Source organism: [Borrelia] turdi (assembly GCF_008828755.2).
In the GTDB taxonomy this organism is placed as follows: Bacteria; Spirochaetota; Spirochaetia; order Borreliales; family Borreliaceae; genus Borreliella; species Borreliella turdi.
The window spans coordinates 398,720-419,756 of record NZ_QBLM01000001.1 but is presented as its reverse complement, the minus strand read 5'-3'; the positions used below and the strand labels follow the sequence as shown (position 1 = coordinate 419,756).

Annotated in this window: 11 protein-coding genes and 2 pseudogenes; 7 read left to right on the top strand and 6 right to left on the bottom strand. The window is 27.7% G+C overall.

The window, feature by feature from the left end:
- Positions 1–12: 12 nt before the first annotated feature.
- The 4 genes from DB318_RS01860 (at position 13) to trxB (ending at position 10,817) form a co-directional block, all read left to right on the top strand.
- Positions 13–6,501 (top strand): SpiroCoCo family coiled-coil protein, encoded by a 6,489-nt coding sequence (locus DB318_RS01860; RefSeq protein WP_151074176.1) that lies wholly within the window; start codon positions 13–15, stop codon positions 6,499–6,501.
- A gap of 11 nt (positions 6,502–6,512) precedes the next feature.
- On the top strand, positions 6,513–8,078 hold the full coding sequence (gene pheS / locus DB318_RS01855) for a phenylalanine--tRNA ligase subunit alpha (protein WP_151060156.1): 1,566 nt from the start codon (positions 6,513–6,515) through the stop codon (positions 8,076–8,078).
- Positions 8,066–9,766, top strand: coding sequence for a phenylalanine--tRNA ligase subunit beta (pheT, locus tag DB318_RS01850; RefSeq protein WP_151074175.1), 1,701 nt, complete (start codon positions 8,066–8,068; stop codon positions 9,764–9,766). Before pheS ends, pheT begins: the two co-directional genes overlap by 13 nt.
- A gap of 70 nt (positions 9,767–9,836) precedes the next feature.
- Positions 9,837–10,817 carry a thioredoxin-disulfide reductase gene (gene trxB, locus DB318_RS01845; protein ID WP_151060158.1) on the top strand — a complete coding sequence of 327 codons (981 nt, stop codon included), beginning with the start codon at positions 9,837–9,839 and terminating at the stop codon, positions 10,815–10,817.
- Positions 10,818–10,866: 49 nt separating this feature from the next.
- On the opposite strand, the gene rlmB is transcribed toward trxB, so the two are convergent.
- Genes rlmB through grpE form a run of 4 tightly spaced genes read right to left on the bottom strand, consistent with a single transcriptional unit; the run spans position 10,867 to position 15,197 of the window.
- Positions 10,867–11,607 carry a 23S rRNA (guanosine(2251)-2'-O)-methyltransferase RlmB gene (gene rlmB, locus DB318_RS01840; RefSeq protein ID WP_151060159.1) on the bottom strand — a complete coding sequence of 247 codons (741 nt, stop codon included), beginning with the start codon at positions 11,605–11,607 and terminating at the stop codon, positions 10,867–10,869.
- Between the two features lies 1 nt (position 11,608).
- Positions 11,609–12,703 (bottom strand): molecular chaperone DnaJ, encoded by a 1,095-nt coding sequence (gene dnaJ / locus DB318_RS01835; RefSeq protein ID WP_151074174.1) that lies wholly within the window; start codon positions 12,701–12,703, stop codon positions 11,609–11,611.
- On the bottom strand, positions 12,703–14,610 hold the full coding sequence (gene dnaK / locus DB318_RS01830) for a molecular chaperone DnaK (RefSeq protein ID WP_151060161.1): 1,908 nt from the start codon (positions 14,608–14,610) through the stop codon (positions 12,703–12,705). Before dnaK ends, dnaJ begins: the two co-directional genes overlap by 1 nt.
- Positions 14,611–14,633: 23 nt before the next feature.
- Positions 14,634–15,197 carry a nucleotide exchange factor GrpE gene (gene grpE, locus DB318_RS01825; protein ID WP_151060162.1) on the bottom strand — a complete coding sequence of 188 codons (564 nt, stop codon included), beginning with the start codon at positions 15,195–15,197 and terminating at the stop codon, positions 14,634–14,636.
- A 383-nt stretch (positions 15,198–15,580) separates the two neighbouring features.
- On the opposite strand from grpE, the gene nadE reads away from it, so the two are divergent.
- A complete protein-coding gene (gene nadE, locus DB318_RS01820; RefSeq protein WP_151073571.1) occupies positions 15,581–17,119 on the top strand; it encodes an NAD(+) synthase in 1,539 nt (512 codons plus the stop codon).
- A gap of 472 nt (positions 17,120–17,591) precedes the next feature.
- Here the strand turns inward: nadE and DB318_RS01815 are convergent, their stop codons facing one another.
- Positions 17,592–18,014, bottom strand: a complete 423-nt coding sequence (locus tag DB318_RS01815) for a hypothetical protein (protein WP_151060164.1) — start codon at positions 18,012–18,014, stop codon at positions 17,592–17,594.
- Positions 18,015–18,118: 104 nt separating this feature from the next.
- On the opposite strand from DB318_RS01815, the gene DB318_RS01810 reads away from it, so the two are divergent.
- Together DB318_RS01810 and DB318_RS01805 are read left to right on the top strand one after the other, a co-directional pair.
- Positions 18,119–19,936: a hypothetical protein gene (locus tag DB318_RS01810; protein ID WP_151073572.1), complete on the top strand. Its 1,818-nt coding sequence runs from the start codon at positions 18,119–18,121 to the stop codon at positions 19,934–19,936.
- Positions 19,929–20,730, top strand: a pseudogene (locus tag DB318_RS01805) (type III pantothenate kinase). Before DB318_RS01810 ends, DB318_RS01805 begins: the two are co-directional and overlap by 8 nt.
- Here DB318_RS01805 and DB318_RS01800 read toward each other — a convergent pair.
- Positions 20,711–20,872 (bottom strand): annotated as a pseudogene (locus DB318_RS01800) (aldo/keto reductase); the annotation flags it as partial. The pseudogenes DB318_RS01805 and DB318_RS01800 overlap by 20 nt on opposite strands.
- Positions 20,873–21,037: the final 165 nt, after the last annotated feature.

Here is a 21,037-nt window from a genome sequence, read left to right as displayed (position 1 = left end):
GTATAATATTTTATGATAGATTTTGCAACTATTTTAGTTAACCTTTTTTTGGTTTCAATAGTTTTGTTTGTTTATAGGCAATATGATAAGCGTTCTAGAGCTTTAGATAAAATTAAAAAGTTCATCGATCTTGCAAAGGTTAATCTTGAAGATTTTATTGAAGATAAGACAAAAGAGATTAATGATCTTGCTGTTGATATGGAAGCTTATCAAAGATCTAGTATAGAAATAATAAAAAAGATTGACGAAGTTCAGCAAAAGATTAAAAACAAAAGCAATGATTTCGCAGAGGTTGAAAAAAAAATAGCTTATCATGATTCTATGCTTAAAGATCTTGATGAGATGACCTTTAAAGTTCAAGAGAATATACAAAGATTGCAAGTTGATGGGAAAATAGTAGATAAACTTTCAAAAACTTTAAAAGGGTTTAATGCTCAGATTGATTCGGTTGAATCAAATTTAAATTCAGTGTTAGAAAAATTTGACAAGACTAATAAAGAAAATCTCGAGTCTATCAAAATTGCTAGTTGGGAAAAGTTTGATATTAATATTAAGGATCTTGTTTTTAAAATGGACAATTTGAATAAAGAAATTGATCTTTACGAAAAAAATTTAGCAAATATTGAAGAGAGAAAAAAGGATATTTTAGTTAAGGGTAATGAAAAATTAGATTTAGAATTTAACGATTTTCTTGAAAAAGTTGAATTTAATATTGGCAAATATAATAAAGATATAGAAAGTTCTTTTATTTTTTATGAGAACAAATATAAGTTAATAGAAGATTCTATAGAGCTTATTATGGAGAGCGTAAAGAATAAAATTAATGAGAAAGAAGATTTTATTTTAAATAGACTGAATGAAGAATTACAAAATAAATTTAATGATATCTTTACATACGTTGATGATCGTTCTAAGGAAATTCAAGATAAACTTGAGGATAAGTTGATTTTAGTGGAGAATGAAATTTCTACTATGACTTCTTCTTTTAAGGATAATGTTTATTCAAGAATTAATTCACTTGAGGAGTCAATACGAATAGAGGTAGGAAAGTATGAGGAGCAGGTTGATGATGTTTTTGATAAATTTAGATCTCAAACTGAATTGAATCTTAAAAATATTTATGAGGATTATGAAGATAAAATAAATCAAGTTAATAAGAATATTAGAGAAAAGGTAGAGCTTAGTTTGTTAGATTTGAATTCTAAAATGGAAAGTGTTCAAGTAGGTGCTATAGATTTAATGAAAAGGCTTGAAGATGATTCTAATGGAATATATCTTGAATTTAAAAATAAATTTGGGGCAGATATTGAAGTATTTGGTGAAAGTTTTAAAAATGATATTAATCAACTTAAAATGCAATTAGAATCTCAACTTTTAGATGTTGATTCAAATATTCAAGACAAGCTTATTAAACTTAATAATAATTTGATTTCTAATTTTGAAGAAATTAATGCAAAGTTTAATAATAATTATTCAAATTTAACTGATAATATAAATGCCAAGTACACGACTCTTTTTGAATCTTTAGATTCTAGCAGCTCTAAATTTGAAGATCAAATGGAATCCAAATATAAAGACTTTACAGATAAATTAACAGCAGAAATGGATGAGTTTTCTTTAATTTATGGTGAGAAATTTGACACACTCTCTCAGGATGCGATTAATAATTATCAAGAATTCCAAGATTTAAACAAAAAATTAGAAAATGAAATTGGATCTTTGTGTAATATTTTTGAAGAAAATCAAGAGATTTTAAAGCAAGATTTTAATACTAGTTTAATTAACATTAAAGATGAAATTGGTAAAAATATAGTAGAGTTTAAGGATCGTTATTACGATGAGGTAAATATTTTTGTTAGTAAACTAGAAGAAAGCAAGCTTCAATATTCAAAGTGGCAAGGAGAAATGGATTCTAATTTAAAAAACATTGAATCTCAAATAAATAAAACAAATGAAGAATTTTTAAGTTTAATTCAGATTCAGAAAGACAAAGGAATAGAGCTTAGTGAGAGCGTTTTTAATGATCTTTCAGATCATATTCAAAAAAAAGCTATGGACATGCATGGTAATTGGAAAGATGAGCTTATTGCTTTAAATAAATCGTTGCTTGATATTAAGATTTCTAGTGAAGAGCTACTTTCGTCTGCTACTTTAAAGATAGAAAATTTAGAAAGAGATGTTAACGATAGAATGGAATATGTTTTGTTAAAAACAGGCGATATTGAGAGTTTGGTGATAGAGAAATATAAAGAATTAAAAGATATGTCATATTCACAAAGTGATGAGGCTATATTGGGAATTAAAGAATTTATTAATAGGCAAACAGAAATAATTAAAGATAAAAGTGTATTTATGCTTGAAGATTTGAATAAAAAGTTTGATGACAAGAATAATTTTATTATAAGCAAGATTGAAGAATGTGATTATAAGTTAAAAGATTTCAAGATTGAATCAGAAGATATTTTAAATAATTTTAAATCTGATCTTAATGAATTTATTGAATCAAAATTACAAATTGTCTCTAATATAAAATCAGACAATCAAAAGCAAATTGATGATTTTTTAGATAGAATTTCTGAAGATATTTTAAATAGGAAAGATTCAATTAACAATGAAGTAGATAACAAGCTGAGCGATTGGCAAGGCAAATTGAACGAAATAACCGTTAAAATTGAGAATTTATTATCTTCGGGTAAAGTTGATCTGGATTTAATAGATTCTGAGGTGACTACAAAAATCAAAGAGCTTAAATTTTCTATAGAAAGTCTTGAGAGTTATTATCTTGAGAAAATAGATGAGTTTAGAAATCAAGGTGCTATATATTCTGACGAGCTTTTACAAGATATAATGAATCATTTTGATAAAGAGGCTCGAGAACTTGAAGAAAATTTGTCAAAAAAGTTTGCTGTAGTTTTAAATAATTCAGAGGAATTTGTTAAAGAGGTTGATAGTTTATTGCAGGACAAAAGAACCGATATTGCGTCTTTTCAGGCTAATATAGACATTACTCTTGATTCTCTTAGTGTAAAGTTTAATGATATAAACAAAGAAATTAATGGAAAATATAATGAGGTGATATCTAATTATAGAGGGTATTCAGAAAATATTTCTAGCAAACTTGAAAATGAAATAATGCATGAGATTGAAAATCTAAATAGAAGATTAACAGATAAAATAGATAGTCTTAGTAAAGGTATGGATGAAAATCTTCAAAAACTTAAGGAATCTTTTGATGTATCAAAATATCAAGTTGAAAAATTTGAATTAAAAGTTAAAGATCTAACAGATGATGGAAAAGCAAAAATTAGTGAGTTTGTTAAAGAGATTGAGCAGTATTATAAATCTAGATTAGAGGAAGCAATTGATTATAGAAAAACGATTGATAGTGATATTATGCAAGCAAAAGAGAGATTTGGAGAGATAACAAATGATCTTAAGAATAATATTGAGAGCAAGTCTGAGTTTTTAAACGATCTTTATAGGGAAAGATTTAAACTTATTGAGAGTAATTTTGAAGAGAGATATTCTACATTTTTAATTGAGAGCGAGGGAGCTATTTCAAAAATTAGAGATGAGATTTATAAAACACTTACAATCAATGATGAAAATTTGCAGGTTAAGATTTCTGAAATGGATCATAATTTTGAAATAATAGAGCAAAGATCAAAAGATATTTTAGAGTTTGAAAAAGAATTAAGAGATAAAATTAAAGATTGTTACGGCATTATAAATTCTCAATTTGGAGAGATTAAGGCAGGTGTTGAAGAGAGTATAAAAAATCATTTTGAAGTTTGTATAAAAAGGGTAAACACTTTAATTGACGATGACATTGTAAAGTATGAAAATGAAATTCATAAAAGAATTGATTCTTTAAAATTGATTGAGAATACTTTTGATAGCATAGAAAAAAATTTGAATGACAAGGTGAATGGGTGTATTGATAAAATAGCCAATGATTTTAATCTTAAGTATGTTGAACTTGAAGAAAGGTGTAATGAAGGTCAATTGGATTTGGAGAGTAAAATTGACAATAAAATTAAAGCCATTGATAATTTAGCTTTAAGTCAATATGATAGTCTTGAGAAAAAGTATGTTGATATGCATGATGAGTTTTTAGAAAGATTAAATTCTTATATTACAACTTTAAGTCAAGAGTTTAAGCATTCGAATAAAGAGATGATTTTTGAGCTTGAATCTCAACTGAAAAATCTTAAAAATCTTGAATCTGATTTAAATAATGTTGAAAAAGATGTTATTAGATTAAAAGAGGAGTCTTATCATAATGTTTCATCACATCTTAAGCTATTAGAAGAAGATTTTTTCAAGGATTTGAAAATTAGAGGTGAAGAGCTTAAATATTCTTTGGAAAAATTTATTTCTTCATATAATGATAAAATTCAAGATTTAGAACATAATTTATCTAAAAATTTAGAAGACAAAACAGAGCTTATTCAAAGTTTTAGCCTAGATATTGAACAAAAAATCAAAAATGATAAAGAAAATTTTTATTTAGATTTTACTAAAGAATTTTCTTCTAAAAAAAAAGATATGGAGAATGAGATAGCTTTAATGGAAACTAATATTACCGGGAGAGTAGATGAATTTATTGATTTTGTAAATAATCGGCAAAATATTATTGATTCTTGGTTTTTAAATATAAAAGATGATGTAAAAAATTGGCAAGAAAAATCTTATAGTGCAATAGAAAAGAAAATAAGTCTTGCTGAACTTGAAATTAGATCATTTGAGAATGATATTCTTAATGTTAAGATTGGTTTAGAATCTTTTAAAGATGGTTTTGAAATTAAGGCTGAAGAGATTTTTGGCAATTTGCAAAGCGAGGCTAAAAAAATTGAACAATCAGTTCATCTTGATTTTAAAAATATTGGTGAATCATTAAATCTTAAAGTTTTAGATCTTGAAAAAATTGTTGATTTTAAAGTAGAAAAGATAGACGAAAGGGTTAATAAGAAAGCTGAAGACATTTTAATTCAAGCAGAAGTGAAATTTTTAACTCAGCAAAAGAATCTTGAAGATAGGATTTTTGAGCTTAATCAAAAATTGGAGCATGAATTTACAAACTTGTCTTCTAATCTTGATAAAGTAAGGCGGGAAATGGTTGATGTAATCTCTAGTGATAAAGAAAGTTTTGAGGGTCAAATTGAATTAATGCATAAAAATATTTCAGAATTTTCTGAAAAAATTAGTTTATATAGAAATAATATTGAGACATCAATTGAAAATGAATATAATTCGTTTTCTAAATCAATAAAATCAGAGTTTAGTTTACTTGAGGACGAGCTTAAAAAGAGTTTAAAACATTCAACTTTGGAGATTCAAACCATAAAGAATGGCCTACAAGAACAAATTGATAAATTTGAAGCTGAATTTAAGAAAAATCATAAAGAATTATTAAAAGAAGTTGATACTAATATTTTAGGGCTTGAATCTAAAATATTAAATTGTGATATTGAATTTAATAAATTTATTAGTGACATTAAAGACAATTTGGTTGAATATAAATCTGATTTGAAAAAAGAATTTGAAGATAGTTATAATAAAATAAATCTGCAAATTGCAAATTTTAAAAAATTAGATGCTGAGCTTGAAAAAAATAATTCGATATTTTTGGAAGCTTATTCTCTTAAGGACAAGTTGGAAAAATTATGGGAAACTTTAAAGAATGAGATAGACTCTGCTCAGGAATATAAAAATAATTTTGAAAATGTTAACAAAGAATTCCATAATATTCAAAAAGAAACATTGGGCATTATTGAAACTTTTAATGAGTTAAAGTTAGAACAGGAATCTATTAAGGCTATTAAGAATGATTTTAATAGATTTTTTGAATTTTACTCTTCATTTGATAGTAGATATAAGAGCTTGATCGAATCTTATGATGAAATGCAAATTTATAAGGCCAAAATAAAAGAGATAGCCGATGAGCAGAGAACTATTCTTGATAATTATGAAAGGATTAGCAACAAAGAGGGTATATTAAAGAGTACTATAGAGTCCGTTGATAAAAATTTTGATTTAATAAATGAAGTGGAAAAAAGATTTAATACTTTAAATAAAGAGAGCGCTAAGTTTCAGGACAATCTCAAAGATATGGAAAATGTTGTTTCGAGTCTCTTATTAAACAAAGGGTTGTCAGAAGAAGTGTTGATTAATGCTAAAAATTTAAAGGAAATGCTCTTAGATATTGAAAATAGGTTGAAAAATACTTTAATTATGAGAGAGAAAGTAGTTAAATCTGAGACAAGGTTGGAGAATTTAAATGTTGCAGCAGAAGAGAGAATAAAAACTCTTGGTATTCTTGTTAAAACAGATTCTAAATATCAAGATAATGTTGGTTTTAATAATGAAACTGTTAGAAATTCTGTAATAAAATTAATGAGGCAAGGGTGGAGCGCTGAAGAAATTTCTAGAGCTACTAAATTATCTATTGGTGAAGTTGAGCTTATTTTAGAGCTTGGTATAAGTAATAAGGGTGATTAAAGGTTATATTTATGAAGGCAGATTTAAATTTAATAAAAACATTACATCCTCTTGAGATAAAAGTAATTTTAAATAATCAAGAAAAGGATGATATTTCTGCTTCAATTATTATTGAAAAATTAGGGTTTAATGAAGGTCAGGCAAATAAAACAATTGAATGGCTAAATTCTAAAAGGATTATTGAAGAAATTTATAGGAAATTAAATGTATTTTATAAAGCAACAGAAAGGGGGCTTAACGTTTTAAGAGATGGGTTTGTTGAAGAGAAAATAATAAATCTGGTCTCTAGAAATGCAGTATTGGTTTCAGATTTGGCTTTAGAGCTGGATCTTGATGTTAAAGAAGTAAGAAAAGCGTTTGGCAATTTATTAAAAGAGGGCATTCTTTCTCTTGATTTAAATAAAAAGATTATTATAAATTGTTTAGACGATGGCATAGAGGCTAATTATCAAAAAATACGTGTTTTGTTAGAAAGGGCAAAAAGCAGCGATCTTCTTAGAGAAAGTTTAACAACCGAAGAGCTTTTATTAATATCAAATTTTGCTAAGAAAAAAGGATCAGATTCTGTATTTTTTAAAATAATAGAAAAACTTGATTTAAAGTTTAGATTATCTAGTTTTGGATTGGAAGTAAAAAATTTTTTAATTAAAAGTAGATTAACAGGAGATGAGCTTACTAAGCTTACTCCTGAAATTTTAAAAAATAAAACTTATGAGAATAAAAAATTTAGAGCTTATAATATTCATATTCCATCAGCTAAAACTTTTATTGGGCGCTTTAATTCTTATTTAGATTATATTTCTAAAATTAAAGACAAATTAGTAGGTCTTGGTTTTGAAGAGTTTGACGGTCCTTTAGTAGAAACAGAATTTTTCAACAATGATGCTCTTTTTATGCCTCAATTTCATCCTTCTCGTGATATTAAGGATGTTTATTACATTTCAGATCCTAGTATGCAAAAATCTTTACCCGAACCTTATTTTTCTAATGTAAAATTAGCTCACGAAACAGGCCATGCAACAGGTTCAAGAGGCTGGAGATATAGTTTTAATGAAGATCTTTCTAAGAGGTTGGTTTTAAGAACTCAGGGTACTGTTCTTTCTGCAAAACAATTGATTAATGCCAAAAATCCAAGCAGATATTTTGGAGTTATTAGATGTTTTAGATATGATCAAGTAGATGCAACTCACGGAGTCGATTTTTATCAAACTGAGGGCATTGTTATTGAGGATAATGTTAGCATTAAAACTTTGTTGGGTCTTCTTGAAATTTTTGCCAAAGAGTTTGCAGGTGCTACAGAAGTTAAATATGTTCCTGCATATTTTCCTTTTACTGAACCTTCGATTGAAATACATGTAAAACACCCTGTTCTTGGCTGGTTTGAGCTTGGAGGAAGTGGAATTTTTAGGCCAGAAGTTACAAAGCCTTTAGGCATTGATATTCCTGTTATTGCTTGGGGGATTGGAATAGATAGAATGGCTTTAATGCAATTGGGTTTAAATGATTTAAGAGATCTTTTTACTTATGATATTAGTGATGTTGTTTTAAGGCGAGGAAATATAAGATGCCAAAGATAGAAATTTACAAAAATCTTTTTTTAGATAAAGTAGGAAGAAATTTTACAGATTTAGAGATTTCAGAATTACTTGAGCTATTTAAAGCAGAATTTGATGGGTTTGATGAAAGTTCAGAAAAAATAAAAATAGAATTTAATGATACAAATAGGCCAGATTTGTGGTCTTATACTGGACTTGCTCGTCAAATAAAAACATATCTTTTTGGAGAAATGCCTTATTATGATTTTTTTTCAAAAAAAGGAGATTTTAAAAAGTGCCATGGTGAAATTTTGGTGGATAATGAAATATCTCAAATCAGGCCGTTTATTTTTGGATTTTTAGCAAAAGGATTGATTATTAATAATAGAATGCTTGAGGCATTAATTCAATTTCAAGAAAAACTTTGTCAAAGTTATGGACAAAAGAGGAGAAGAGTTGCAATGGGGATGTATAATTCTAAGTTTATTAAATTCCCAATAAGTTATATTGCTTCATCTCCTAATCATAGGTTTATTCCTTTAGGAATGGATTATGAGCTTTCCCTTTTAGAAATAAACAAAAAGCATCCTAAAGGATTGGAATATTCTCATATTATCAAAAATTTTGATAAGTATCCGTTATTATTAGATAATAATAATAATGTAGTCTCTTATCCCCCAATAATTAATTCTAACAATATTGGATCTTTAAAGGTCGGTGATACTGATTTATTTATTGAGGTTACAGGTATCGATTTTGAAGCAACTTTGTTAGCGTTATCTATAGTAGCTTGTGATTTTTATGATATGGGTTTTGAAATTTTGCCCGTAAAAACTGTCTTTAGAGAGCCTTTTGGCTTAGAATTTAAAGAATTAGTATGCCCTTATTATTTTCAAGAAGAAGTGGAGTTTAATGTTAAAAATGTTAATAGACTGCTTGGAAGCAATTTAACATTAGAACGCATTTGTCTTAATTTAAAAAAAATGGGAGTAAATTCTTATTCTAGAGATTTGAAAAACTATATTATCCCGCCTTTTTATAGAAACGACTTTCTTCATGAGGTTGATGTAATTGAAGATGTAATGATAGGAGAAGGTCTTGCAAGTTTTAATCCAGAGCTTCCTAAGGCTTTTGCAGTTGGAAAGCTTAGCGATTTGGAAGAGTTTTCAAGGAATGTCAGAAATTTAATGGTGGGTATGGGATTTCAGGAGATGATTTATAATTATATGGGCTCTAAGAAAGATTTTATTGACAGAATGAATATTAATGATAAAAATTTTTTAAAAGTATCTAATCCAATGACAGAGAATTATGAATATATTAGGGCATCAATAATTCCTAATTTATTAAAATCAGAAAGCGTTAGTTCTAATTTTCCTTATCCACATAAAATTTTTGAAGTTGGTAAGGTAGCTTTAAAGAATTTGGATACTTTTGAAGGAACAAGCACTTTTACTAATTTAGCTTTTTTAATGTCTGGCAAAGAAATTTCTTTTAATGAGATTAATTCAATTGTTGCAACGTTTTTTTATTATTTAAATATTAAGATTAATTTAAGGGAATCAAAGGCTACTTTTTATATTAATGGTAGGAGCGCGGATATTTTAATTGAAGACTTGAATGTAGGTAGTTTTGGTGAAATTTCACCTTATGTTTTAAATAATTTTGGAATTTTTATTCCATGTTCTGTTTTTGAGGTTAATATCAATAAGCTTATGAGTCAATCTTAAGTGTTGAATATTAATTTTAGCAACGCTAAGATTAATATTCAAATTTTTAAGAGAGAGTTGAAGTTTAGATATGTTAGAATTTGAAACTATTGATATAAATCTGACCAAAAAGGAAAATTTATCTCAAAAAGAGATAGAATTTATTGAGGATGTAATAATTGTGGGGTCTGGTCCGGCTGGTTTAACAGCTGGGATTTATTCTGTTATGAGCAATTATAAAACTGCTATTTTAGAAGGACCTGAGCCTGGAGGGCAGCTTACTACAACCACAGAAGTTTATAATTATCCTGGCTTTAAAAATGGAATAAGTGGTAGAGATTTGATGTTAAATATGAGAGAGCAAGTAGTAAATCTTGGAGCCAAAACTTTTCCCGAAACTGTTTTTTCTATAAAAAGAAAGGATGGTATTTTTTATCTTTGTACAGAAAATTATGTTTATAAAAGTAAAGCTGTTATTATTGCTGTGGGATCAAAACCTAAAAAACTTGAAACTCTTAAAAATTCAGATTTATTTTGGAATAAAGGTATTTCGGTTTGTGCTATTTGTGATGGACATCTTTTTAAAGGTAAAAGGGTTGCAGTAATTGGTGGAGGTAATACTGCCCTTTCAGAAGCAATTTATTTAAGCAAATTAGCGGATAAGGTTTATCTTATTGTAAGAAAAGATTATCTTAGAGCTATTGCTATGTTAAGAGATAGTGTTGCAAAGTTGCCAAATATTGAAATTTTGTATAATTCAGAAGCCATAGAAGTAGATGGTAAATCTTCTGTTTCTTCGGTTAAGATTTTCAATGAAAAAGATAATGTTGTTTATGTATTAGAAGTAAATGCTGTATTTATGGCTGTTGGCTATAAGCCGAATACAGAATTTTTAAAGGGATTTTTGGACTTGGATGAAGAAGGGTTTATTATAACTAAAGATGTTGTTAAAACAAGTGTTGATGGTGTTTTTTCGTGTGGAGATGTTAGTAATAAGCTTTATGCTCAAGCCATTACTGCTGCTGCTGAGGGGTTTATTGCATCTGTTGAGTTAGGAAATTTTTTAAAATAGTTTTTGTTGAGATGTTTTTTATTTTTAAATAAAGTTTTTATTTAATGTTTTAGAGCATATTTAATTGCCTTTTGATTTCAAAGATTAAAATGCCTGTGGACACTGAAACATTAAGTGAGTCTATTTTGCCGCTAGTGGGAATCCTTATTAAAAAATCAGAATTTTCTTTTATTAGTTTGTGTACACCTTTGCCTTCATTTCCTAAAACAAGTGCAACTTTTTTGTTGTTTATTTTGATTTTGTTTATATCTTGTCCTTTAACATCACCAGTGTATATCCAAAAGTCATGTTTTTTTAAAAAATTTATTGTGTTGTTTATGTTTGTCACAGTTATTTTTTTTACATATTGACTTGCACCAGAGCTAGTTCTCAAAACTGTTAAATTGTCTTTTGCGCTACGTTTTTGAGTAGTAATTACAAGGTCTATACTAAATTGTTCTGCTGTTCTAAGGATTGCTCCGAAGTTTTGGGGATCTTCTATTTCATCTAGAAGTAAAATGAAAGCATTTTCTTTTTTTTTAAATGTTTCTAGTAATTTTTCAAAATCCTTGGTTTGTGTTTTTACATTTTTATTTTTTTCAAGTTTTAATTTTAATGCAAACCCCCTATGGTTTGTGTTTTTAAGAATTTTATTAAGTTCATTTATACTTATTCTTATTATTTTTACATTTTGTGTTTTGGCCAGACTTTCAATTTCTTTAGTTTTTGAACTTTTTTTTGATATATAAAGTTCAAATCCTTTATTATTTTTTATGCTTTCAATTATTGAATTGGCATGAGTTATATACATATTATACTTTGAGTAAATCTATTTCATCACCATCTCTTAATTCTTTGCTCAAGTTTTCAAAAAGTTTGATGGCATTAGAATTTAAATTTTTAGGTGTTTTTATTTTGGCAATTAATATTAAGTTTCCAAACTTTTCTGTTTGAAGAATGGGCATTCCTGAGTTTTTAATTAAAATTTGTTCTTCATTTTCTATTCCTTTTGGAATTTGTATCTTAATCTCTTTTGAAGCAATTGTTTTTATTCTTACTTCTTTTCCAAGGGCTGCTTGAGTAAAGCTTATTGGAAGCATTGCATAAAGATCTTTGCCATTTCTTTTAAATATTTTATGAGATCTTATCAATATTTTTACATAAAGATCCCCATATTCTTGGTTGTTTGGATTAACATTGCCTTTGCCTTTCATTTTTATTTGTTGGTTATTATCAATGCCTGAAGGAATGTTTAATTGAATGGTTTCTTGCTTTGTAAGGCTCCCTTTTCCCTTACAAGATTTACAAGGGTTTGATATTGTTTTGCCTTCACCGTAGCATTTAGAACATGTTGTTGTAACTCTGAAAAATCCTCCGCCTTGTACTACTCTTCCGCTGCCATTACACATGTTACATATCGAAGGACCTGTGCCTTTTTCGGATTTTTTTCCTAAACAAGAATGGCATAATATTTGTCTTGTTATGTTTATATTATTTTTGTAACCAAAGTATGCATCCTCAAGGGATATTTCTATGTTATATCCTACATCTTCGCCTTTTGCATTTTTTCTGTTTTTTTCTTGTCCCTTGTTTCCGCTGAAAAATGAATCAAAAATATCACCAAAATCTTCAAAGATGTCTGAAAATCCACTAAATCCACCTGAAAATCCTTCAAATCCTCCTCCTTCAAAAGCTGAATGCCCAAATCTGTCATATTTGGCTTTTTTATTGTCATCTATTAAAATTTCGTAAGCTTGAGTGGCTTCTTTAAAGATGGAAGCGGCCTCTTCATTTCCTTGATTTCTGTCGGGGTGATATTTAATTGCTATTTTTCTATAAGCTTTTTTTATTTCATCTTTTGAGGCTCCTTTTGAGAGCCCCAAAATTTCATAATAATCTTTTTTCACTATTTTTTATCCTCGTCAACAACTTCGTAATCAGCTTCTTTCCCTTCTTCGCTTGTATTGCTTTGGGTACCATTTTCTTGTTGGTTGGTTGCATTTTGCTGGGAAGAATCTTTATACATCATTTCAGCTATCTTATAAGAAGCTTTTTGAAGTTCTTCTGTTCTAGATTTTATAAGTGAAATGTCTTCTTTTTCAAGACTTTCTTTTAATTCTTTTATTTTATTTTCAATAGCTTCTTTGTCTTCGCTTGAAATTTTTTCAGAATATTCTTTTAATGATTTTTCTGTTTGATAAATTAAAGAATTAGCTGTATTTTTAGTCTCAATATTTTCTTTTAATTTTTTATCTTCTTCTGCATGAGCTTCTGCATCTTTTACCATGCGATCTATTTCTGATTCAGAGAGCCCTGATGATGATTCAATTCTAATTTTCTGTTCTTTGCCTGTTCCCATATCTTTTGCAGACACGTGAACTATTCCATTAGCGTCAATATCAAAGCTAACTTCAATTTGGGGCACTCCTCTTGGTGCTGCTGGTATTCCATCAAGTATAAAATTACCAAGTATTCTATTTTGTGCTGCCATCTCGCGTTCACCTTGAAGAACTTTAATATCAACAGAGGTTTGATTGTCAGCGGCTGTTGAGAAAACTTGACTTTTTTTTGTAGGAATTGTAGTGTTTCGTTCAATAAGTTTGGTCATCACGCCACCTAGAGTTTCTATTCCTAGTGAGAGTGGAGTAACGTCAAGGAGAACCATGTCTTTAGTTTCTCCGGTTAAAATACCACCTTGAATAGCAGCCCCAATTGCTACAGCTTCATCTGGATTTACTCCTTTGTTGGGATCTTGCCCAAATATATCCTTTACAATTTTTTGAATAGCAGGAATTCTTGTTGATCCGCCTACAAGTATTACTTCATTGATGTCAGAAGCTTTAAGCCCAGCATCTTTAATAGCTTTAAGGCATGGTTCTTTTGTTTTTTGAACCAAATGGTCTACCATTTGTTCGAATTTTGCTCTTGTTAGGGTGTATTGTAAGTGTTTTGGGCCGTTTGCATCTGCTGTAATAAATGGAAGATTTATTGAAGCTTCTTGGGCACCTGAAAGTTCTATTTTTGCTTTTTCGGCAGCCTCTTTTAGCCTTTGAAGTGCCATTTTGTCATTTGACAAATCAATAGCGCTTTCTTTTTTGAATTCTGAAATTAAGTGCTTTATTATCTCGTCGTCAAAATTGTCGCCTCCAAGATGTGTGTCTCCATTGGTTGACTTTACCTCAAAAACACCATCTCCAAGCTCCAATATTGAAATGTCAAATGTTCCCCCACCAAGATCGTAAACAGCAACAATCTCTTCGTGTTTTTTTTCAATTCCATAAGCAAGAGCAGCTGCAGTTGGTTCGTTAACAATTCTTTTTACTTCAAGTCCTGCTATTTTACCAGCATCTTTTGTAGCTTGTCTTTGAGCATCATTAAAGTAAGCAGGGACTGTAATTACAGCTTCTGTAACTTTTTCACCCAGGTAAGCTTCTGCTGTTTCTTTCATTTTTGTAAGAGTTGCTGCTGAGATCTCAGGTGGTGACATTTGCTTTTTTATATTAGAAATGTTTATTCGTGCATCGCCATTTAGTCCCTTTTCTATTTTATAAGGAACCATTTTGATTTCGCTTGCAACCTCTTCAAATCTTCTTCCCATAAATCTTTTAATAGAATAAATTGTGTTTTCAGGGTTTGTAACCATTTGGTTTTTTGCAACTTGTCCTACAAGTCTTTCGCCTTTATTTGTGTAGGCAACAATAGATGGAGTAGTTCTTCCTCCTTCTGAATTTTGTATTACAACTGGTTTGCCATGCTCCATTATAGCTACGCATGAGTTTGTTGTTCCTAGGTCAATACCTATTATTTTGCCCATATTATAAACCTCCTTTTTTCTAATTAATTTTTACTTTGAGCAACTTTAACTTTTGCTGTTCTTAATATTCTGTCGTTGTAGCAATATCCTTTTTGATATACTTCTACTATCTCTGGATTTTTAAGATCTTCTTTTTCTTCAATACTTATTGCTTCATGACGACTTGGATCAAAATTTTCGCCATTTTCTCCAAATTTTTTTAAATTATATTTTTTATCAAAGATTGACAGTATTTCATTTTCAATCATGCTGATTCCTGTTAATAGATTGTCAAAATCTTTTGATTTTTTTGAAGAGTTAATAGCTCGTTCTAGGTTATCAAGAAAATTAACGACATCTTTCATTATGGTTTCATTTGCAAATTTAACAAAATTGTCTTTTTCTTTTTCTAATCTTTTTCTAAAGTTTTCAAATTCTGCTTGTTTTCTTAAATACAAATCTTTAAGATTGGAGATTTCATTTTCAAGCTCGGTAATTTTTTTATCAGAATTTACCGAATTTAAGTTTTCTTTTTTTTGAGATTTTGTATTTTTATTATCTTGTTTATTGGCTTTTTCGGTTTCGTTTTTAGTTTCTTTTTTTTCCATTTTTCCTCCTTTGATAAAGCATTTTATCTTTTTAAAAAAAAATTTACAAATTTTTTTCTTTCTCAGAATTTATCAAAATTGATTCATTTTGAGCATTTGCAAGATATATATTTTTCTTAAGCTTTTAGTAATAGTGTTGTATTGATACATATTGTTATTCAATAAAATGTCGGTGTGTATTTTTTTGTCAAAATAAAAAATTTTATTTTTTTATTATTTATAAAAATATTTTTGATATCATTTTTTGATTTTATTTGTTTTTGGTGTGTCTATATATACTTCCTAATTTCAGGGTATTGTTAAAATATAGATGAGCATTGGCTTTGCAAGGCATTAAACTTTTTTTTGTTGTAATTTGATGTATTATTGCTTATTATTTACCTATGAAAATAAGCATTGCTCAAACGAAATATAGATTTTTAGATTTTGATGAATGTATTTCTGATTTTAAAATTAATTATGAGAAAGCCTTGCAAAGGGGATCAGACGTTTTAGTTTTCCCCTCTATGTTTTTAAGCAAGGCTAAGTATGATGGGCTTTTTGTTCGTTCTAAGTATTCTCAAAATATATGTAAGTGCATTGAATTTATGAGAGAACAGGTTAATGAGAGCACTTTAATTGTTTTTGGATATAGTGTTTATAAGGGGGGTGGTAAATTTGTAGATGTTGTTTCTGTCATTAGTAATCATAAAGTTATTCTAACTGTATCACAATGCAATTTACCCAGTTTTTTTACTTATAAGGACACTGTATTTGCTGTATTAAATTTTGAGGATGCTTTATTGTTTGAAGACTTGAGTCCTGAATTTGGTGAGAATTTAAAGCAGGCTCAGTATTTAATAATACCGTCCAAATCTTATTTTACTAAGGAAAAGAATAATCTTAGGCTAAAATTCTTTGAGAAAGTTGCTGTTGAGAATAATTTGGAGGTTGTTTATTCAAATTTTTATGGAGTTGAAGATTCTGCAGTTTACGATGGGTGTAGCTTTTTTATTAATAGTTTTGGAAAGATGAAAAAAGCTAAAGGTTTTGAATTTGATTTTATATCTAATGATGCATTTCAAGATTTGAAATTTGATGCATGTAATGAGCTTTTTGAAAAGATTATTTTAGCAATATCTCTTGTCTTAAGAGAATATATTTATTGTTCGGGATTTTCTAAAGTGCATTTTGGGTTATCCGGGGGTATTGATTCTACTCTTGTTGCGTGTCTTGCATGTTTTGCTTTGGGCTCTGAGAATGTTACTGGAATTTCTATGCCTAGTAAATTTTCATCAACAGATTCTATTTCTGATGCTAAAGAGCTTTCTAGAAAATTAGGTTTTAAATTGATTGAAATGCCAATAAAAGACTTGTTTGAGGTAAGTAGTAGATTTTTTGAAGGGTATTTTGATGTTAAAGGCGTTACTGGAGAAAATTTACAAGCGCGGTTAAGGGGACTTTTATTAATGTCTTATAGTAATTCTCAAAATTCTTTACTTTTAAATACTGGTAATAAAAGCGAGATTGCAGTTGGATATTGTACCCTTTATGGGGATACTTGTGGGGGACTTGCTTTGATTGGAGATCTTTTTAAGACTGAGGTTTATGATCTTGCAAAGTATATTAATGCAAAGTTTGACCAATGTATTCCTACCAATATTATTTTAAAGGAGCCTTCGGCAGAGTTAAGGGCTGATCAAAAAGATAGTGATTATCTTCCAAAATATGAAGTTCTTGATTTTATTTTAAATAAATATTTGATTGACAATGAATCTCTAGATTCAATTTATCTTAATTTTGAAAAAGGTGTAGTTGATAAAGTTTTAAATCTTTATTTTAAAAATGAATACAAAAGAAGACAAGGAGCTCCTATAGTTAAGATTTCAAAAAAAACCTTTGGATTTGAACTTTCAATTCCTATTTTAAATAATATGGTTTGAAATTATTAAGGGTGCTTAGTTTTTTGAATTCTTTGGTAACTATCTTTTTAAGAAAAGCTTTTAATAAGTTTGTTTTTACTAATTCTGAATGTTACAATATCTACAGCTTTGCTTGCAGTTTCAAAGTTTATTGTAAGGTCATTTAATCTTAATATTTATTCTCATATTCATATTGATGGATTTTGTGTTTATCCTTTTGCTATGCTTTTTACATGTTCTTATAAGGCCTATTTTTCTTTTAGGACTTAGCTATTGGAAGTAAATTAGACATGGTTGGTAAATTTTATTGTAGCAATAAAATGACATTAGATATCCTCAGATTTAATGTACATTTTATAGCCTCATAAGCAAAAAGATGGTCCTTGAAAGATTTTTTTATTTATTCTGATAGTAAATTAATAATAGACATTGTAAGGAAAGTCGCAAATAAAAAATTTAATAAGTAAGATTCTTAAAAAGAATTTTTAAATTGTTATTTATGTTTTATAGTTCTATTTTTATTAGATTCAATGTCGAGTGTTTTTATTAGCTTATTTAAGGTCCAGCTTGAAAATTTTATGTAAAGCATTTTAATTGGATTTTTTGTATTTTTTTTTAGCACTTTCAATGACTCTATATTCATTAAAGCTATTATTTCTTTTAATGTTTTTGGTAAATTGTTGAAAATTTTGGAACCAACTTTATGTCCTTCTAGAATAAAATTTTGAAGAGTTATTTGATCTTTTTTTTGCAAGCGTCTCATATATAACTTCAAAATACGCTCTTGCGATTTCATAATTTCTAAATTAATTTGCTCTTGTTTTTTAGTAATTTTTTTTTTGTTTTCAATAACAGGCTTTTTAGGTAAAGACTTGTAAGGATTTGTTCCTGGAATATAATTCTTAGGAATTTTCATAAATTTCACTCCCATTCAGATAACCAACCTATACATTTTATTATTTTTTTTGTTTTTATTCAATCAATATTGATATTTTGATTTTTTATGATTAGAATCATCATATGAAAGGGTTTTTAAGGGCAGGAGCTTTTAATTTATTGCTTGGTGTTTTAATATTATTTGTTGTTATTTTTTTACAATTTAGGAATTTAAACTTAAATATATTTTTTCTAAAAGATATAAAATTAGAAGTAAATAATAAGGTTGAAAATAGTGAATATATTTTAAATGATATTGTTGTTAATGTTAGAGGACTTAGAATACTTTTGTCCAAACTTAATCCACTTATTGTTTTAGAAACTGGGTTAAATCTTTTACCTATCTCTTATAAAGTGCAAGACATAGGCATTTATGTTTATTTTGAGAATAATATTTTTCTAGGATTTTTGTTTGATTCAGAAAATAATTTTATTATTGAATCAAATCTTTCTAAGAGCTTTTTGTTAAGCTATGAAGTTGAAGACCATTATGAAGTTTTATTTGATAAGTCTAATATTTCAATAAGACAAGGAGATAATTTGGAATATAAAGTCTTTTTAGGAGAAAATGTAAAGCTAAGAGAAAAAGATATTTTAATTTTTCCTCGAGCAACATTTAGAATTGGTAATGCTATTTATATCAAGTCACCAAAGAAAAATATTCCAAGTTCCATTATAGATAGCAATCCAACTAATATATTAGACCATTCTGTTATTCATTCAAAAATTAAAGAGGTGGATAATAAAATTTTTAATGATACTTTAAATAATTTTAGACAAAGTGCTTATGATTTTTGGAACAATCCTGTTAATTTTAATGTTTCAAAGGGAGGATGGCTTAAGTACGGAGCTTATAGCTTTGATGAAAATCTAATGGTTTGTTTTTTAGCAGAATCTTTAATTAGAGGAGATTACGAATCAATATTTTTAAAATTAGATTCTTTATTGGTTAAAAATGAACATAAACTTACTTATTTAAGTTTAAATTATTATGCTAATTCAGATCAAATTGATAAATTTTTTTCTTATTTATCAAGAAATAAAACTTTTATTGACTCTCTTGAAAAAGACAGACTTATTGTTTATTTAAAGGAGGATTCTCGTCTTTTGGAAAAAATTTTTTTATCAGAAAATGTTTCCAAATTAAATGATGCTTTAAATCTTCTCAAAGATCCTAAAAAAATATTAAGTTCTAATTTTGATTTTAGCCAAGTATATAACATTCTCTCTAATTATCTTACTTTTCTTAAGATTAACAATGATGATTTTGTTTATTTAAATTTTAAAAAGGAGCTTTATAAGTTTGTATTTACTTTATTTGGTGTTACAGATGAAGGAAAAGTGTATATTTTAAATAATAATAATATTAATTCATCTGATGTTGTTGAATATGTATTAAAGATTTCTGGTGTTCTTAAAAGAATAGCATCTTATTTGAAAGATAATTTAATATTAAAGCTTTCATTTAATATGATTTATTATTCTTTAATTAGTGATCATGTCAAAGGAATTCCTTATGAAAGCTATTATTCTGATATTATTGATAATCAATATATGCCCCAATTTATTTTCATTACTGGACATGAATCTATTAGATGGATATATGCTGCGTCTGGGGTTTTAAATCGTGAAATTACTAATCCCAAGGTTGTAATTGATTTTGATCAAGAGATTAATTATTCAAACTATATATTTTTTGGGAATATTTTAAATCCAACTTTAGTTAGATTTAGGGAAATTGATTGGTTTACAGATTATAAGTTTTATACATATTCTGATGGTTGGAAGTATTATCCTTTGAATAAAATTTTGGTCATTAAAGCAACACCTAAGAAAAAGAAAATCGTTAATCTTTTATTAAGATTTGACAAAGCTCCAAAAAAAATAAATATTTATGAATAAGCCTTTATTATCAGAATTGATCATTGATATTGGGAATACCAGCATTGCTTTTGCTGTATTTAAGAATAATAAAATTGATTTATTTATTAAAATGAAAACAAATCTTATGTTAAGACACGATGAGGTTTATAGTTTTTTTGAGGAAAATTTTGATTTTAATGTAAGTCGAGTTTTTATAAGTAGTGTTGTTCCTGTTCTTAACGGGATATTTGAAAAAGTCATTTTTTCTTTTTTTAAGATAAACTCCCTGTTTGTTAGTTTTGATTTAAAATATGATTTAACATTTAATCCTTACAAAAGTGGTAAATTTTTGTTAGGTTCTGACGTTTTTGCTAATCTGGTTGCAGCCATTGAAAATTATTTATTGGAAAATGTTTTGGTAGTAGATCTTGGGACAGCTTGTACTATTTTTGCTGTTAGTAGGCAGGATGGAATACTTGGCGGTCTTATTAATTCTGGTCCTTTAATAAATTTTAATTCTTTATTAGATAATGCATATCTTTTGAAGAAATTCCCCATAAGTACTCCTAGCAATCTTTTAGAAAGAACTACGTCTGGGAGTGTAAATAGCGGTTTGTTTTATCAATATAAGTATTTAATAGAAGGTGTTTACCAGGATATTAAAAAGATGTATAAAAAAGAATTTAATTTGATAATTACTGGAGGTAATGCAAGCCTACTTTTGCCACTAATTGAAATAGAGTTTATTTTTAATATTCATTTAACTGTAGAAGGTGTTAGAATTTTAGGAAATTCTATTGTTTTTTAAGTTTATTAATTGGAATTTTTATTAAATAAATTTGGGAAACTTTTTGTTAGATGATTAAAATCATCTAAGATTGATGTAATTTTTTTGTATGGTTTGTCATTAATTTTCGCTTTAAATGAATTTAAGTTTAATTCTACATAACTTTCCTTGCTAAACCCTACTATAAGGTCAAAATCGCTTTTAGTCCAGCGTATAGTAGATATCTACATAATCAGCTATAAGTATTTATCTTTTCTTTAAGATTATTTATAGATTTTCCTTTTTATTTTATTGCTATATTAGTGTTTTATTTCAATAATTTAAGTAGTTCTTATTTCAAATAGTTTTTAACG

Excerpts from the sequence above, each read along its gene's own strand:
- DB318_RS01860 (WP_151074176.1), top strand. The coding sequence starts at position 13 with ATGATAGATTTTGCAACTATTTTAGTTAACCTTTTTTTGGTTTCAATA.
- pheS (WP_151060156.1), top strand. The coding sequence starts at position 6,513 with ATGAAGGCAGATTTAAATTTAATAAAAACATTACATCCTCTTGAGATA.
- pheT (WP_151074175.1), top strand. The coding sequence starts at position 8,066 with ATGCCAAAGATAGAAATTTACAAAAATCTTTTTTTAGATAAAGTAGGA.
- trxB (WP_151060158.1), top strand. The coding sequence starts at position 9,837 with ATGTTAGAATTTGAAACTATTGATATAAATCTGACCAAAAAGGAAAAT.
- rlmB (WP_151060159.1), bottom strand. The coding sequence starts at position 11,607 with ATGTATATAACTCATGCCAATTCAATAATTGAAAGCATAAAAAATAAT.
- dnaK (WP_151060161.1), bottom strand. The coding sequence starts at position 14,610 with ATGGGCAAAATAATAGGTATTGACCTAGGAACAACAAACTCATGCGTA.
- grpE (WP_151060162.1), bottom strand. The coding sequence starts at position 15,197 with ATGGAAAAAAAAGAAACTAAAAACGAAACCGAAAAAGCCAATAAACAA.
- nadE (WP_151073571.1), top strand. The coding sequence starts at position 15,581 with ATGAAAATAAGCATTGCTCAAACGAAATATAGATTTTTAGATTTTGAT.
- DB318_RS01815 (WP_151060164.1), bottom strand. The coding sequence starts at position 18,014 with ATGAAAATTCCTAAGAATTATATTCCAGGAACAAATCCTTACAAGTCT.
- DB318_RS01810 (WP_151073572.1), top strand. The coding sequence starts at position 18,119 with ATGAAAGGGTTTTTAAGGGCAGGAGCTTTTAATTTATTGCTTGGTGTT.